The organism is Streptomyces sp. NPDC058231 (assembly GCF_042882275.1).
In the GTDB taxonomy this organism is placed as follows: Bacteria; Actinomycetota; Actinomycetes; order Streptomycetales; family Streptomycetaceae; genus Streptomyces.
Window position 1 is genome coordinate 17,070 of the sequence record NZ_JBHVWN010000052.1, and the last position, 16,613, is coordinate 33,682.

Here is a 16,613-nt window from a genome sequence, read left to right on the forward strand (position 1 = left end):
GCGTCTTCTTCTACAACCTTCCGCCTCGGCACGTCGTCCAACTCGCGCCCGGCGCCGATCACTCCGCCGGGTCTCACCTGTGTCAATTAGGGGATTTTTTCATGAGTTCTGTCTCCGTCCGGCGTGTGCTGCGCCGTGGGGCCTGTGTCGGAGCCGTGGCGGCGTTGGCCGCCACCGGTCTCGGGAGCGGGGTCGCCCTCGCCGACGACCAGGCGCAGAGCGATCAGCTGTGGATCCAGGCGCCGTACGAGCAGTCGGTCACCGTCGCCCCCGACGGGGACGTGGCGCAGTACCGGTCGTTGGCGCTCGGCCTGTACCACGACAACGACAACTTCGCTGTGTCGGACGGGCGGTTGACGGTCGACGTCTCCGGGCTGTCCGGGGTGGCCGAGGTGGCCTGGCCCGACAACTGCACGCCGGACGACGCCGGTACCGTCGCCGTGTGCGACACCGGGGACGTGCCGACCCGGTACAGCGCGCAGGTGCAGCTGAAGGTGCGGGCCGTCACCGGTGCTGCCGTGGGAGCGCAGGGTGCGATCGAGTACTCCGCCGAGGCCACCGGCGGACCCGACGGCACGCTCGAGGCCCCCGAGAGCTCCGCGGAAACCTTTGTCACGGTCGGCTCCGGCCCGGACCTCGGCATCAGCGCACCTCAGGACGTCGCCGGTGTCGCGCCCGGCAGCAGCCTCACCGTGCCGTTCTCCGTCACCAACACCGGCAACGAGACCGCTCACGGCTTCCACGTGAACTTGTGGGCGACATACGGTCTCGACGTCGTCACCCGGTACCCCCAATGCACCTACACCGGGCCGGACGGCGGCGGCGAGTACACGCCCATGACGTATGTGACCTGCTCCTTCGACACCGACGTCGCGCCCGGCGCGACCGTGGAGCTGCCGGAGCCGCTGCGGGTCGCCGTCACGGACCACGCGCTGTACGAGCGGTTCGACTACGAGGTCCAGCCCGCCGGTGACGCCACCGACCTCGACAGCTCGGACAACGGCCGCTCCTGGCACATCGACGCCGACAACACGGCCGACTTCGCCGTGCGCGGCACCCAGGTGAGCGGCGCGGCCGGCGACACCGTCACCGCCGCCTTCCGCTTCGTCAACCGCGGCCCGGCCTGGGTCGGCAACGTCAGCTCCGGCGACCCGGTCGCCGTGTTCGACTTCCACCTCCCGGAGGGCACCACCGCCACGTCCGTGCCCTCGACCTGCCGCAACGCCTGGACGTCCGGCGACGACCCGGCCGTCGGCCACTACGCCTGCACCCTGCCGACGTGGGCCAAGCAGGACCTGAAGGTGCGCTTCCCGTTCAAGCTGCGCATCGACCGGGTCGTCCCCGACGCGACGGGTCGCGTCGTTGCACGGCCCGAATCCGGTACGTCTTTCGCCTTCGACCCGCACAGCAAGAACAACTCGGCCGAGGTGGTCGTGAACCCGTCCGCCTGACAGCTCTGAGGGGGCGGGCCTGCGGCTCGCCCCCCCCTTTTCCTCCGTATCGCCCGGGGAAGTTCTCGGGAAGGCATCCGCCACCACCCGTACGGAACCGGCTTCAGCCGGACGGTCCTGCGCGCGGGGCGTGGCCTGTACGCGGTGCGGCCCATGGCCGCGGGTGGCGCCGTCGACGACCGGCCGTTGTCCGTCGGCGGCGGCAGGTTCCGGCTTCCGCACGGGCCCGTGAACGGCCGCCGAAGAGGTTTCACTCCGATGAAAGTTCTCGGCGACGGGCACCGTCGTCGCAGCTCCACGGTTTCTCCACTGGACTGGACCACAGAGGGACATCCGTGCCCCCTTTACACCGAGGGGCAGTTCATGTGTCACTCATGACGCGTCCACGTCAATGAAGCCGTTGTGTCGCACCCGGCGCCACGGGAACCGATCCGCGCTCCTGTGCGCCAACGCCCGCCGACATGCAGGAGAGGTTCTGCACTTCGAGGCCCGCTCCGCGAGTGATGCCGGCAGCGCCACCCCCTGACCACTGGTGCGGCCCGGAGGACGCCCCGACCTCGACCGGCCCACCGCCCCGGAACCAGGACAGAAGTGCACGACCGCCCTTCGGCTACGCGGGTAGACCCGCGAGCCGGAGAGCACCTCCCGCCCCGTCTCCACACCCCCACAACGCGCCAGGAGGCACACCTTGTCATCCCCCATCCGCAATCCCCGATCCGCCCGTCGCAGACTCGTGGCGGCCGCAGCGCTCGGCGCGAGCGTGGCGCTCGCCCCGGTGATGTCGGCGGTCCCGGCCTCCGCGCAGCCTGCGGCGTCGAGCAGCGCCATCCCCCTCGGTGACGGCTACCTGGGCGTCGGCTACACCCAGGACGGCGCAGCCTTCAAGCCGGACACGCGGCAGGTCCGGCCGGACGCCGAGGCCGGCGTGACTCCTCTGGCCGCGCAGTCCGTGGGCATCGACGTCTCCCACTACCAGGGGACGATCAACTGGGCATCGGTGAAGTCCGCGGGCATCCAGTTCGCCTACATCAAGGCCACCGAGTCCACCACGTACAAGGACCCCAACTTCAGCGCCAACTACCTGCACGCCTACAACGCCAACGTGATTCGGGGCGCGTACCACTTCGCTCGTCCGAACCTCTCCACCGGTGCGGCGCAGGCGACCTACTTCGCCGCCAACGGCGGAGCCTGGTCGAGGGACAACCTGACGCTGCCGGGAATGCTGGACCTCGAGGGCGGCTGCTACGACAAGTCGGCCTCGGCCATGCAGACGTGGATCCTCGACTTCTACAACACCTACAAGGCGAAGACGGGCCGGGACGTCGTCATCTACACCAGCCCGAGCTGGTGGAGCTCCTGCACCGGCGGCTGGGGCGGCATGTCCGCCCGGAGCCCCTTGTTCGTGGCCAACTGGACCAGTGCCTCCAGCCCGTCCATCCCGGCGGGCTTCCCGTACTGGACCTTCTGGCAGTACACCGATTCCGGCCAGGTGGGCGGCATCTCGGGCGCGGTGGACCGCGACCGCTTCAGCGGTGACAGCTCGCGGCTGCTGGCCCTGGCGAACAACACCCCCTGAGGGCCCGCCGGGAACCGGGCCCGGCAGCGGGCCGGTCACCCGCCGTCATGGCCGCCGGTGAAACATCGGGCCGGTGGCACGGGCTGCGGGTGGGCCGGCCCCTCGGCGCTCGTGGTGAAGGAACGAGGCCGGGGGCAGACGGAGCACGCAGCCGTTCGCCGACTCTTTCCCGGAAGGCCACCGGTGCGCACCGAGTCCGTTCCATCCCGAAGATCTGATGGGCCGGAAAGGGTGGTCGGCAGGGCACGGCTCGCACGGCCACGCCGCCGTAGGAATTGTGAGGATGCGCCATGGATCGCAGGAACGCCCGGACCGCCACGCGAGTACGCGCCGCGCTGAGCGCCGCGGCGGTGCTGGCCGTCGTCACTTCGGGCGGAGCCCGGGCGACGGCGCAGGCCGCAACGCCCGGCCCCGCGGCTGCCGTCCCGGTGTCCGCATCTGCCCCTGACGCGACCAGCTGGACGACGCGGAACGTCGCTCCGGGCGTACAGGTGCGCAGCGCGACCATGGACAACGCCCACGCCGAGCCGGTCTGGACGGTGACCGTCCAGGCCCCGGCCACCGGTCGGCTGAGCGGCTCCGCGGCCTGGGCCGCGGTGGGGCCGAAGCCCTGGGCGGACGCCACCGCCCGACAGTTGCGCGCCGACGGCTTCGAACCGCGGGCGGAGACCGTGCGCTGGCCGGACTACACCGACACCCCGCAGGGCGTCATGGGCCTGCGGGTGAGGATCGGCCGGTACGCCACACAGGCGGACGCGAGGACCGTGGCGCAGGCGGTCACCGCGGCCGGCTTCCACACCGCGGTCGACTGGACGGGCTACGACGCCGAACAGCCGGCGGACCGGGAGAACGTGCACGTCGCCGTCATCGACCCGCGCAGATTCGCCGGAACCGTCGAGGGCACACACGACGGCAACGTCGCACAGCGTGTCACCACCTCGTCGGTCGCCGCCGAGATGGGTTCCCTGGTGGGCGTCAACGCCGGGTTCTTCGTGACCTCCGACGCCGACGGCGTCCAGGGAACGCAGTCGGGCCTCAGCGCGGACCACGGCGAGTTGGAATCGATGGCCGCCGGCGCGCGGGCGGCGCTGATCATCGGTGACGGGGGCCGGCACGTCCGGGTGGCGGACCTGACGACGACCGTCACCGTGCACGCCGGCAGCAAGAGCTACCGGGCACAGGGCATCAACAGGGTGCCCGGCTCCGTCCGGGACTGCGGGCGCCCGGGAGGGACCCCGAGCGAGCTGCCGTGGCAGGACGTCACCTGCCACGCAGTGGACGATCTGGTGCTGTTCACCCCTGAGTTCGGCGCGGCGCTGCCGATCGGCGCCGGCGCGCAGGTCGTGGTGGACGCCGACGGCCGGGTGGTGTCGGCAGGCTCCCGCGGAGGCACCGTTCCGGCCCACGGCTCGGTGCTGCAGGGCATCGGCGCCGCAGCGGACTGGCTGACCGCGAACGCCCGCACGGGACAGCGGATCGGCGTGCGGGAGGACATCCGTGACACGGCGGGCAGGCACGTCGAACTCGGCCGCAACGACAGCATCGTCAGCGCCGCTCCGACTCTCGTGAGCCGTGGCCGCATCAGCATCGATGCGGCGGCCGAGGGCGTCGTCGACCCGCAGGACCTTTCCTTCGGATACGCCTGGGCGAATGTCCGCCAGCCGCGCACCATGGCCGGAGTCGACGCCAGGGGCCGGCTGATCCTGGCCACGGTCGACGGCCGTCAGACCGGCGGGAGCGAGGGCTTCACGCTGTACGAGGCCGCCTCCTTCATGCGTTCCCTCGGCGCCGTGGAGGCCCTCAACCTGGACGGCGGCGGCTCCACCGCCATGGCGGTCGACGGCGTCCTCGTCAACAATCCCTCGGACGCGACCGGCGAGCGGGCGGTCGGCGGCACCATCCAGGTGCTGCCCGGCCACGCCGGCTGACACGGCGCAGCAGCGGCTCCCCTCGGTCTCCCTTCCGGCCACCGATCACGGCTTCGGAGCGGTCCGGGCAGTGCCGGACCTTCCGTTCGCTCTCACGTGCTGCGGATGCCGGTCGCCGCGGGGCGGCCGCGCCGACGACGGTTCCTCCTCGGCCCGCCGAGTCCGTGGCGCCCCGCTCAACCGGCTGCTGCGGTGACATCGGCCTCCAGCGCGGAACGCAGCCACTCGTGGGCGGCCCCGAGGGTCGGGTCCGACGAGTCGGACAGCTCACCGGTCAGCTCCCAGTACCGATCGACCATCGGGTCGGCCGCCCGGGCGAGCAGGCCGCTGAGTCTGCGGCGGAACTCCAGGCTGTCCCGCAGACCACGTGCGTCGGCGTGGGCCGCGACGAAGCAGTCGAGCGCCTGCCCCCGACCCGGCGGCCGGTTCGCCCTCAGGCCGGTGACGGCCAAGGTGTACGCGTCGAAGAGGCCGTCGTAGAGCACGTCGGCGAGGCAGTCCACGTCGGTACGGATGCCCGCCGGCCGGCGTGGATCGCCGCTCGGGCAGGGCGCGGTGGCGATGGCGTGCAGCCGGGCGAAGGTCAGCACCTGCGCGGGCGTGGGATCCGAAGGCGGCTGCGGAACCGCGTGCTCGAGGATCGAGGAGACCAGCCGGGGCGACAGCCGGACGGGCAGCGCGCCCCGCCAGAAGCGGGCCATGGGCGCCGTGCTGGGCGGGGCCGACACCGTGCCGACCAGCCGCAGACGTTCGGCCCGCTCCTCGGCGGGACAGTCCCGGAGGAGCTGCAGGGTGGCCTCCCGCCAGCGCAGTGCGGTCAGTTGAGAGCCGAGTCTGCGCAACTGGCCGTCGATGGCGTCCTCCAGCGCGTCCGTCATCCCTCCGTCGTGGGCGAGCACCCGGCCCACCTCCGGCACCGGGAGGTCGAGGGTGCGCAGCGAGCGGATCAGCCGCAGCCTCTCCAACGCCTCGGGCCCGTACCGCCGGTGACCGCCGGAGCTGCGGAGGGCCTCGGGCAGGAGGCCCCGGTCGGAGTAGAAGCGGACGGTCTTGACCGTGACACCCGCCCGCTCGGCGAGCTCACCGATACTCAACACATCGTCAGGTACCAAGACTTGAACCTCCCTCAGGGGGAGTTCCTACGGTACCCGTGAGCGCGGCCGGCCCGTAGGGCCGACCGCGCGGACCGATCCGCACAAGGAGGCGATCATGACGGCGTTCGTACTGGTCTCCGGCCCCTTCACCGGCGGCTGGATCTGGCGGGAGACCGCCCGGGTACTGGGTGAGTCGGGGGCGGAGGTGCATCCGCTGACCCTCACGGGTCTCGGGGAGCGTCACCATCCGGCCTCATCGGCAATCGACCTGGAGACGCACATCGAGGACGTGGTGCGGCTCGTCGACCAGCTCGACGCGCCGGAGCTGGTGGTGGTCGGCCACGACTACGCCATCCATCCGGTGCTGGCCGCCGCCGACCGCCGACCGAAGCGGATCGGCCGGATCGTGCACCTCGACGCCGGCCTGCCGCAGGACGGTGACACGGCCCTCGCCCTCGTCCCCGACCAGGAGGTCCGTGAGCGGCTGCTGCGTCCGGACGGGCCCGCCGAGCACGGCGGGCGCATCCCGGTGCCCCGGCCCGACGAGTGGCAGCGCTGGGGCAGCACGGCCGGCCTCCCTGCCGAGGCGCTGGCGCGGCTGTCCCGCGACGCCGCGCCGCAGCCGTCCGGAACCCTCGTACAGCCGCTGAGGCTCACGGGGGAACTCGCCGGACTGCCGAGGACCGGTGTCCTCTGCACCGCGCCCGGGGACTCCGGGGCGGATTCCGCGGGCGGGATGACCATCGCCATGGCCGAGACCTTGGTGCGGACCGGGCTCCCGCAGTTCCGGATGCTCGCCGATCCCGCAGTCACCTTCTTCGAACTCGCCACCGGACACTGGCCCATGCTTTCCGCCCCCACCGAACTGGCCGACGTCCTGATGCGGGCGGCCGCGGGGGAGGGGCACCGGATCACCGTGGACCCCGACGAACAGCCTTCCCACCTGAAGCCCTTCGTGCTGGACGTCCCTGAGCGGCCGCGCGAGCGAACGGGTGCGGTCGACCTCTTCCTGCCGGACGCCGACGGCCCGCAACCCGCGGTCGTGTTCGTGCACGGCGGCCCCGTCCCCGCCGACACGCGGCCCACCCCACGGGACTGGCCGCTCTACACCGGCCACGCCCGGTACGCGGCGAGCCGGGGCGTCGTCGGCGTGACCGTCGACCACGGCCTGCATGCCCTCACCGACTACCCGCGGGCTGCCGAGAACATCGCCGCGGCCATCGACCTCGTCCGGGCCGACCCGCGGGTGGACGGGGACCGCATCGCCCTGTGGTTCTTCTCCGCCGGCGGGCTGCTCGCCGCCGACTGGCTCGCCGCACCGCCGTCGTGGCTGCGCTGTGTCGCCGCGAGCTACCCGGTCCTCGCACCGCCCCTCGGATGGCGCGGTGTGGACGCGCGGTTCCGTCCTGTCACCGCCGTCCGGTCGGCCGGGGAGCTGCCGATCGTGCTCAGCCGGGCCGGCCTGGAGCGCGCCGAGTTCGCGGCCACCGTGGCGGACTTCCTGTCCGCCGCAGAGGGGGCCGGCGTCCGGATCGAGATCCTCGATGTCTCCGCCGGCCACCACGGCTTCGACGCGGCCGATCACACCGACGACTCCCGCCGCGCCGTGGCTGCGGCCCACCATGCGGTCCGGGCCCACCTCCGGGCCTGACAGCGGTCCCTGGGGTGGTGGACGGGAGGAGGGCTTTCACCGGGGCCGGCGGGTCCGCTCGACATGTGCGCGGCGCGGGCCTGCCGCAGGCTGTAACCATGAGCAACGATGCTGGAGAGGTGTACCACCCCACCCCCGTCGTCGTCCTCGGCGTCGTGCCGGACGACCCGCCGTACCGCATGGTGGAGATCAACGGAGAGCTGGTCGGGCCTGCCTGCGACATCGCGGATGTGATCAGGATGGCGCACCGGGCAGGCATCTCCGAGATCGACTTCGACGATCCCGAGGTCGTGAGGTGGGTCGGTGGAGGCCGGTACAAGTGGGTGCCCTGAACGAGTGGGATTCCGGCGCACGCGCCACGCTTCTGGTGCAGTGGCGTTCGGCCGGGCCTAGACTGACGACCGCCCGAAATGCCCGCTATCAGGGAGATATGGATTATGGCCAAGCGAGGTAACAAGCGACGCGCCCGCAAGAAGAAGAAGGCCAACCACGGTAAGCGCCCCAACGCCTGACTGCGTCCGCCACCCGTGGAACGTCCGCCCGGACCAGGCGCCCGAGCCGGGTCCACCGCCCGGCGAGGCGCATTCGGGTGACGGCCGCGCGAGCGTCATCGGTTCCGGTTCCGGAACCGGACACGCGACACGCGACGACGATGCCGATGCCGCTGCTCCGGGCCTTGCCGGGACAGCCGACGGCAGCCGGATCGGAGCGGGCAGCGAGGAGCCGGTGCCCGTGGACGGGCGGCACCCCCGGGGTGAGCCACGACCGGAGCACGGCCGAACCGGCATCGACGACAGGTGAGGGGCGGGGTCGGTCCCCGCCCCTCACCTGTCCGGTCGACCTCCGACTGATCAGTGCCCTGCCACTTCGTGCACTGTCCAGAGGCTCCCCGATCCTCGTTCAGCAGCTCGCAGGCTTCATCCAGGAGCACTCGAGGTCGGCGCGCCCGGACTGCTCATCCTTCGCAGCGGGCGCATCGGTCGTGGCCCGTTCGGACCGGGCCGCGCTGCGCTGCTGCTCGGCGTCCTTGACGCTGTAGGCGGCGAGGGCCGCTCCGACCGCGTCCTCGATGGTCTTGACCGAGCTCGCGACGTAGTTGTTGCTGACGAAGCTGAACGCGAGCTCCCGGCCGTCGGCGTCGGTCACGTAGCCGGAGAGCCCCGACACACCGGTCAGCGAGCCGGTCTTGCCGTGCAGGTTGTTCGCGGCCGCGGTCCCGCACATCCGCGAGCGCAGCGTTCCGCCGGTCATCCGGTCGGACGCACAGGCGATCGGCAGCGCGTCGTACCACTCCTGGAACCAGGGCTGTTGGCGCGCGGCGACCAGCAGATCGGTGAACTGCCCGGTGGACACGACGTCCATCCTCGACAGGCCGGAGCCGTCCACCTGACGCATCGCGGTGGGATCCAGCCCGAGGGTACGCAGGTAGTCGGCGCTCGCCGACAGGCCGGCCGACCAGGTTCCGCTGCCCTTGACCTCGTAACCGATGGTCTTGATCAGCACCTCGGAATGGTTGTTGTTGGACAGCTTCAGAAACGGCGTCAGCAGATCCTTCAGCGGCATCGACGGATGCGAGGTGACCGTCGTGGCGTCCTTCGGAACGGCCTTGCCCAGCACCGGCTTTCCGGTCACCTTCACCCCGTGGGCGGCCAGCGCGTCCGCGAAGACGGACGTCGCGTAGCCGGTGGGTTCCCAGACGCTGATCCACGAAGTGGTGGCCGTGCCGTCGACGGGGGTCTTGCCGCTCACCACGATGGTGTTGCTGCCGTGCGGGCGGTCGACGGAGATGGCGCGGCTCTCGCCGGAGGCAGTGGTCGTGGCGCTGTTCTCGATGTGGACGTAGTGGTTGGGCGGGGTGACCTTCACCGTGGCCGCATCGCCGGGCGCGGAGCCCGGGGTCACCGTGACGGAGACGGTACCGGCGTCGTAGTCGGTGTCCGGGGCCACCGTCAGCGGAGAGATCTGCGACGAGTAGTAGGCGGACTCGTCGTCGGCCGCCCAGGACGCGCCGAGCCGGTTGCTGTCGAACCTGGTGTCGTCGGCGACCAGCCGGCCGGTGACCCGGCGGATCCCGGCCGCGGCGACCGCGGCTGCCAGCCGGTCGTAGTCCTCGGCCAGCATGGTGGGGTCGCCGGTTCCGCGAAGGTACAGGTCGCCGCGGAGCACGGCCCCGTGGCGGGAGCCGTCCGCGAGTACATCAGTGCTGAACCGGTAGTCGGGGCCGAGCAGACCCATGGCCGCGGTCGACGTCAGCAGCTTGGTGCTGGACGCCGGTACCAGGCGGCTGTCGCCGTTGCGTTGATAGAGCGTCTGCCCGGTCCGGGCGTCGCTGACGACGACGCCGACCTGGGCGCCCTCCAGCCGGGTGTCGCTGAGAACGTTGTCGAGGGCCTCCGACAGGCCGGGCGCGGGGGAGTCGGCCCCGGCCGGAACTCCTGAGGTGGCGGTCAGGGCCAGGCCCGCGGCGACGGCGCAGAGCAGGGCTCGATGGCGGAATCTTCGCTGAATGGTTGGCATACGCATGGAAGAAGATGATCAGCTATCCGGGTCCCCGACGGAAGGGCTGCGCCGTGTCGGTTTCGCGTGGTCCCACCGGGCCGGAGCGCCGGAACGGCCGTCGGAGCGGAATCCGGGCCAGGGAACGGCAACCGCCGCTGCGGCGAAGGCTCCCGGTCCCGCCACGACCGTACGCGCGACGAAAGGGCACCGGTCGCCTCCTGCCTGGGCGGAACCGGCTGAGGTCCTCACCACGGTGACGGTCCGTCCACGCTCCTCCGGCACACCGGCCCACGACGGCGGGGCCGTCGCCTGATGGGTTCAGACGACGGCCCCGCCGTTCGATGGTGGTGCCGGCCGCGGCGGTGCCGAGCTGGTCCGCGCCGTCGTTCCGGCAGGGTCAGTGACCCGGGTGCCGACCGTGCTGGTTGCCGGAGTGCTTGTCGTCCGACGGCTTCGTCACGGTGCTCTTGTCGGTCGTGACAGCGGGCTCCAGGTCCTTGAACTGGGCGGTGTACGGCTCCACCTTGATGCCGTGCACGCCCTGCAGGCCCGCGAGTTCCTCGAACGACGAGCTCTGCGCCGCGGTGGTCAGGACGCGGATCGCGCTGCGCTGCAGGTCGCCCAGGCGCAGGTTGTAACCCTGGGCGGGGTAGTCGCCCGTGACCTTGACGGTGTACGAGACGACCGGGGTGGTGTCGTCCGACGCCGTGGCGTGCTGCACGCCGGTGATGCTGATCGCTGCCTTCTGGGCGGCGGTGAGAGCCGTGCTGCTCGGGTCGAGCAGCGCGGTCACGGCCCGGTACGCGTCGTCCACGGAGCCGAACTTGGCGTTCGGCGTGAACACCTGGTTGTTCATCGCGTCGGTGACGGTCTCACCGGACTGCGGCACCTGGGACAGGTCCGTCTTCTGGTCGACGGTCGTCGTCACGGCCGTACCGCCGGTGCCGGAGAGGGTGAGGCCACCCAGTTGCCAGGTGTAGCTGACGGCCCCCGTGGAGCGGGTCTTCTTGTTGTAGGCGGGCAGGCCCGAGACGTCGATGGACGGCGCCACCTGCTTGATGGAGTTGATCACCTCGGAGGGGTTGCCGCCGGGCTCGATGAGGTCGTTGCCGGCGTACATCGAGGTCAGCGCGGAGTGGCTGCCGCCCCAGTCCGACATGACCGTGCCCTTGTAACCCCACTCGCCCCGCAGGAGGTCGGTGAGCAGGTCGTAATTGCTGGCGGTCCAGGTGCCGTCGAGCTTGTTGTACGAGCTCATCACGGACATCGGCTGAGCCGCCTTCACGGCGATCTCGAAGCCCTTCAGCTCGACCTCGCGCAGGGCCCGCTCGCCGGCCACCGTGTTGGTGGTGGTGCGGTTGGTCTCCTGGTTGTTGGCGGCGAAGTGCTTGATCGTCACGCCGACGCCCGGGATGCTCTGGACCCCTTCGGTGGTCGCCGCTGCCGTCAGGCCCGAGATCAGCGGGTCCTCGGAGTAGTACTCGAAGTTGCGGCCGTTGAGCGGGTCGCGGTGGACGTTCATGCCCGGCGCGAGCCAGAGCTGGACGCCGTACTTCTGCATCTCCTTGCCGACTGCCGTGCCGACCTGGGAGACCAGGCTGCGGTCCCAGCTCTGGGCGAGCAGCGTGCCGATCGGCCAGGCGGTGCCGTACTGGTAAGAGGGCGGGTCGGTGGCGATCTGCTGGGTGAGGCGCAGACCGGCGGGGCCGTCCGACAGCGTCATGCCGGGGATGCCCAGCTTCTCGTACGCCGACGTCGTGTAGCCGGCGGCGCCCTTCGCCGTGAGCGTGCTGCCGGCGGCGCTCGCACCCTCGACGATGTTGGCGAGCTGAGTGACGTCCAGCCCGGCCACGAACTGCTCGATGGTCGCCTTGCCCTTGGCGACGTCGTACAGGGTGGTCGACGCGTCGGTGCTGACGTGCTTGACGTTCTCACCGGTCTTCGGCCGGTAGGCCGCGCCGGTGCCTTCCCAGTTCTTCTGCTTCGGGTCGATGTACACCGTGGTCGACGAGATCTTGTCGCCGTCGAGGGCGTAGTACGGCGAGCTGGAGTCCACCTTGACGTTCTGCTCGAACTCCGAGGCGCTCTGCTCGGTGCGGAACGAGCGGGGGTCGAGGCTGATGCGCCGGGCGCCCGCGATCTCTCTCTGCTCGTCCGGGTAGCTGTAGAAGTCCGCCTTGGAGCTGGTGAGTTCGGTGGCCGGCTTCTGGTCGGTCAGCTCGTTGTGGTCCTGCTCGGTGACCACGGTCCTCGACAGGTTCAGGCGCGCCGCGACGTGCGTGTTCCGGGAGGAGTTGCCGACCCGCACCACGTAGTCGCCCGCGTCCAGCACGTAGGCGGCGCGGGACTCGTCGTAGGCGGCGAGCGAGGAGGTGTCGAAGTTGACCGTCACCGTCTGCGACTGGCCCGGGGCCAGGGTGTCGGTCTTCACGTAGCCGGTGAGCTGCTGGTACGCCTTGTCCAGCCCGGTCTGCGGCGCGGAGACGTAGACCTGCACGACCTCCTTGCCGCTGTAGGAGAGCCCGGTGTTGGTCACCTTCGCCGTGACCTTCACGGTACGGGCGTCGGCCCGTACGCTCTGCGCCTTGATGTCGAAGGACGAGTACGACAGCCCGTAACCGAACGGGTAGTTGACCACGCTCGCGGGGTCGGCGGCGTCGATCTTCTTGTAGAGGGAGTCGAAGTAGCGGTAGCCGACGTAGATGCCCTCGCTGTACTGCTCGGTCAGAGGGTCGCCGTCGTTCTTGGCGAACGTCGCGGCGGCCGGGTAGTAGGAGTACGCGGACGCCCAGGTGTCGGTGAGCTTGCCCGACGGGACCACGGTGCCGTTCAACACCTCGACCAGGGCGTTGCCGCTCTCCTGGCCGGCCTGGCTCATCAGCAGCATCGCGTCGAGCGCGGTGCCGCCGTCGGGGCCCTTCGTCTCGGCGTTGATCTCCTTGAAGAAGGAGGTGTCCACGATCCCGCCGGTGTTCAGCGCGATGACGACGCGCTTGTAGGTCTGGCCGAGAAGCTTGATGTTGGCACGCTCGGTCGCGGTGAGCAGGTAGTCGCCGGGCCCGGACGAACGGTCCGCCCCCTCACCGGAGTTGCGGGCCAGGACGAAGACCGCGGTGTCCGTGTCGGCCGAGGGCTTGGCGGACTCGGCCGACAGGGGCTGTTCGACGGAGGCGTAGTCGACGCTCTGTCCGTAGGTGCTGCTGGAGCTGTTGCTGTACTTGGCGTCGTAGGCCTGCGTCATCGCCGACCAGTACGCGTCGCTGGTCGTGACCCGGTATCCCGCGTTCTCCAGACCCTGACGTGCGGAGACCGTGTACCGGTTGTTGACGTTGCCCGAGCCCGTGCCGCCCTTGACGGTCTTGTAGGCCCCGACACCGAAGACCGCGACGTTGCCCGACTTGGAGATCGGCAGCGCCCGGTTGTGGTTCTCCAGGAGCACCATGCCCTGCGTGGCGGCCTCGCGGGAGAGCGCGGCGTTCTGCAGCTCCAGGGTGCCCGGGTTCGGGTCGGTCGTGGCCGCGGACACCGCGGGCGCTCCGGCGAGTACGAGAGCGGCGACGACGGCTGTGGCGGCGGCTATGGCCGTGGCGCGGCCCCGTCGCGGCTTCGGCTGGGAATGGGTGGAGAGATGCATCAAGGCGTCAGTCCTCTGTGAACGGCGGTGTCCAGGTGGGGGGTTCGCCTCGGTGGCGAACGGCTTGACCTTATGGATCATGTTTTAGGTGCGTCAATGGCAGAAAGCTCATCACTTGCAAGAATTTTCGGCCAATCATGGATCATTTAATTGTTCGATAATTGCTTGAATGGGAGGCGCGATGCCCTAAGATCCGCCTATGACAGCGTCAGCGAGCGCCTCACCACGGGACCGGACGCGCGAAGACGTCTTCCGTCTCATCCGGTCCGGCGGCAGCGTGACCCGCGCCCAGCTCGTGAAACTCACCGGCCTTCCGCGCAGTACGGTCAATCACGCCGTGACCCGGCTTCTGGCCGAGGGGCGCGTCACCGAGGCCGAGGCCGAGACCAAGGGTCCTGGCTCCGGCAGTGGCCGGCCCGCGGCCGTGCTCCGCGCCGTCACGCGGGAGGCGCCCGTGGCAGGTATCGACTTCGGCCACAACCACATCAATGTCGCCCTCGCCGACTCCCTCGGCCACCCCCTCGCCGAGCGGCACATGGAACTCGACGTCGATCTCCGGGCCACCGAGGCGATCGACCTGGCCGTGCAGCTGCTCGACGAACTCCGCAGCTCCCAGGGGGTCGACGACCTCGCCGCGGTAGTGGCCGGAGTCCCCGGACCGCTCGACATCGACACCGGTCTGGTGCGCTCGCCCACCATCCTGTCCAGCTGGGTGGGTCTTGCCCCCCGGCAGGAGCTGGAGCGGCGGCTCGACGTCCCGGTGCGCGCGGAGAACGACGCGGTCCTCGGCGCCTACGGCGAGCGGCACCTCGGCGCCGGCCGACGTCACACCGATTTCCTCTACATCAAGGCATCGCACGGCATCGGCGCGGGACTGGTCGTCGGCGGCCAGCCCTACCGGGGCTCCCTGGGGCTCGCGGGGGAGATCGGGCACACCCCGCTGCCCGGACACACCGAGATGTGCCGCTGCGGCAATCGTGGCTGCCTGGAGACGGTGGTCTCCGTCACGTCCCTCGAAGCGCAGATAGCCCACACCCATCCCAATGTGGAACCCGGTCTGCTCCGCCTCGGGCAGGCGGACGACCACATCACCCAGCGCATCTTCGACGAGGCGGGCCGGACACTCGGCGGCATGCTCGCCGTACTCTGCAATCTCCTCAACCCGACCGCGTTGATCATCGGAGGTGAACTCGGCGCCTCCGGCGACGCGTTCATCGAAGGGATCACCACGGCGGTTCACCGGCACGCCCAGCCGGCCATCGCTGCCTGCCTCGACATCGTCCCGGCCGTGCTCGGTACCCGTGCCGAACTGCTGGGCGCACTCCAGCTGGCCACGACTCTGGTGCCGCGCTGACTGACGGATCTTCCCGTCGGGCGGCCACGCCGACGATTCGAAGAACTCTACAAGTACGTTGCGTATCAGAGCACTTGGAGTTCGATGCCGTGCCCTCGTCCGGAAAGGTACGGCAACAGGCGAACGTGTGGACCGCGCTCAGGCCGCCCCGCAATCGCCGACGGACGCGCGGTGGCAGCTACGGCACCTCGCCGTGTCGTCGTATCGCCCGGATGCGTCCGGCACGGGGACACCCGTGCGCGTTGCCAGGCGCAGCATCCGACATCGCGCGCCGACCGGCACGGACCGCGGGACGGCCCTGCCCGGAGAGGGAGCGGACCGCTTCGTCGTCGTCCGGTCGGGCGGCATGGTGGCGGCCCTCGCCCCGCCCTGTCGGCGCAAGTGGGACGGCACGGTCGAGGGTCGAACCGAAAACCGTCACCGCATAGCCGAAAACACGTACCGCATATCGGACGCCATTCGGCGCATTTCCGGTCCGGGCCGCATCGCGAAGCCGCGCCCGCCCGCGACGCCGCTCGGGCGCGGCGCCTGGGTACCGATGTCGACTCGATCGGCGGCGATGACACGCGTCCGTAGGGGCACCGGCCATCACGCCCCCTTCCGGGGACAGGAGAAGACCTGATGACAGATGAAGCCAGAACTCCTGGCCAGGACATGTACGAGGCATTCAACGCCCGCGATCTCACGGCTCTTGAGGCAACCTTTGCGGTGGACTTCGTAAGTCATCCGCTGGGGACGACAGGTGTTGCTGCCGTCTCCCGCGCCTCGTCCGGACTCTTTGCCGCCTGTCCCGAGGCCCGGGTCACCGTCGAGGACATGCTCGTGGACCGCGACAAGGTCGCCGTTCGCTCGGTGCTGTGCGGCATTTCGGGCGGCGTGCCCGACACCGCGCCCACCATGATGGAGATCTTCCGCGTGCGCCACGGACGGATCGCGGAGTTGTGGGGACTTTCCAGCCTCGCCCGCCAGGAGGGGTGACGCCCCTCGTCGAACCTGGCGGAGGCAGGGGCACCGGCCGTGACCTGACTGCACTTCAGTCAGCGCCGCCCATCGTCCGGGGCAGCAGGCTGGTCACGTCGGCGATTGCCTCCGGGGGCGGCTTGAAGTACTTTCGCGCATTCTCCGGCATCCTGTGCCGGGATTCAGCCCTCAGCATGAGCAGGCTCGCCCCGGCCTCGCCGAGGTGGGTCGGCGAGGAGTGACGGTGCTCGCACAGGTCCCAAGCGGTGCCCGGTCCTGCGGCGGCAGTGTGCGCATCGAGCAGAGCACGGGCCTGCCCGTACGCGAGGCGGGCAGGCCCGGTGTCCGAGAACACATCGCGGGGGAAGACTTCAGACCGGTCTTCCGTCCGACGTTCCGTCAGCCGCCCACCAGGGGAAGCGAGGGCTTGGCGCACGATCTGACATGGATGTTCCTCGGACCCCGA

General features: G+C 70.5%; 11 protein-coding genes. 8 read left to right on the top strand and 3 right to left on the bottom strand.

Going from position 1 to position 16,613, the window contains the following annotated elements; translation table 11 throughout:
• Positions 1–101 precede the first annotated feature (101 nt).
• The 3 genes from ACFVXE_RS28050 (at position 102) to ACFVXE_RS28060 (ending at position 4,955) form a co-directional block, all read left to right on the top strand.
• A complete protein-coding gene (locus ACFVXE_RS28050; protein WP_389675240.1) occupies positions 102–1,451 on the top strand; it encodes a hypothetical protein in 1,350 nt (449 codons plus the stop codon).
• Positions 1,452–2,139: 688 nt separating this feature from the next.
• Positions 2,140–3,027 carry a GH25 family lysozyme gene (locus ACFVXE_RS28055; RefSeq protein WP_389675241.1) on the top strand — a complete coding sequence of 296 codons (888 nt, stop codon included), beginning with the start codon at positions 2,140–2,142 and terminating at the stop codon, positions 3,025–3,027.
• Between the two features lie 290 nt (positions 3,028–3,317).
• Positions 3,318–4,955 carry a phosphodiester glycosidase family protein gene (locus ACFVXE_RS28060; protein WP_389675243.1) on the top strand — a complete coding sequence of 546 codons (1,638 nt, stop codon included), beginning with the start codon at positions 3,318–3,320 and terminating at the stop codon, positions 4,953–4,955.
• A gap of 176 nt (positions 4,956–5,131) precedes the next feature.
• On the opposite strand, the gene ACFVXE_RS28065 is transcribed toward ACFVXE_RS28060, so the two are convergent.
• Entirely contained in the window at positions 5,132–6,067 is a 936-nt protein-coding gene (locus ACFVXE_RS28065; protein WP_389675245.1) for a MerR family transcriptional regulator, read from the bottom strand.
• A 97-nt stretch (positions 6,068–6,164) separates the two neighbouring features.
• Between ACFVXE_RS28065 and ACFVXE_RS28070 the strand changes: the two genes are divergently transcribed.
• The 3 genes from ACFVXE_RS28070 (at position 6,165) to ACFVXE_RS28080 (ending at position 8,212) form a co-directional block, all read left to right on the top strand.
• Complete coding sequence (locus tag ACFVXE_RS28070) at positions 6,165–7,700, top strand: alpha/beta fold hydrolase (protein ID WP_389675246.1); 1,536 nt, start codon at positions 6,165–6,167, stop codon at positions 7,698–7,700.
• 98 nt (positions 7,701–7,798) lie between these two features.
• Positions 7,799–8,032 (top strand): hypothetical protein, encoded by a 234-nt coding sequence (locus tag ACFVXE_RS28075; RefSeq protein WP_389675247.1) that lies wholly within the window; start codon positions 7,799–7,801, stop codon positions 8,030–8,032.
• A gap of 105 nt (positions 8,033–8,137) precedes the next feature.
• On the top strand, positions 8,138–8,212 hold the full coding sequence (locus ACFVXE_RS28080) for a 50S ribosomal protein bL37 (RefSeq protein WP_100661309.1): 75 nt from the start codon (positions 8,138–8,140) through the stop codon (positions 8,210–8,212).
• A 388-nt stretch (positions 8,213–8,600) separates the two neighbouring features.
• On the opposite strand, the gene dacB is transcribed toward ACFVXE_RS28080, so the two are convergent.
• Entirely contained in the window at positions 8,601–10,217 is a 1,617-nt protein-coding gene (gene dacB / locus ACFVXE_RS28085) for a D-alanyl-D-alanine carboxypeptidase/D-alanyl-D-alanine-endopeptidase (protein ID WP_389675281.1), read from the bottom strand.
• Positions 10,218–10,596: 379 nt separating this feature from the next.
• A complete protein-coding gene (locus tag ACFVXE_RS28090) occupies positions 10,597–13,833 on the bottom strand; it encodes a glycoside hydrolase family 3 N-terminal domain-containing protein (RefSeq protein ID WP_389675249.1) in 3,237 nt (1,078 codons plus the stop codon).
• A 199-nt stretch (positions 13,834–14,032) separates the two neighbouring features.
• On the opposite strand from ACFVXE_RS28090, the gene ACFVXE_RS28095 reads away from it, so the two are divergent.
• Both ACFVXE_RS28095 and ACFVXE_RS28100 read left to right on the top strand, forming a co-directional pair.
• Entirely contained in the window at positions 14,033–15,187 is a 1,155-nt protein-coding gene (locus ACFVXE_RS28095) for an ROK family protein (RefSeq protein ID WP_389675251.1), read from the top strand.
• Positions 15,188–15,808: 621 nt separating this feature from the next.
• Positions 15,809–16,165, top strand: a complete 357-nt coding sequence (locus ACFVXE_RS28100; RefSeq protein ID WP_389675253.1) for an ester cyclase — start codon at positions 15,809–15,811, stop codon at positions 16,163–16,165.
• Positions 16,166–16,613 lie beyond the last annotated feature (448 nt).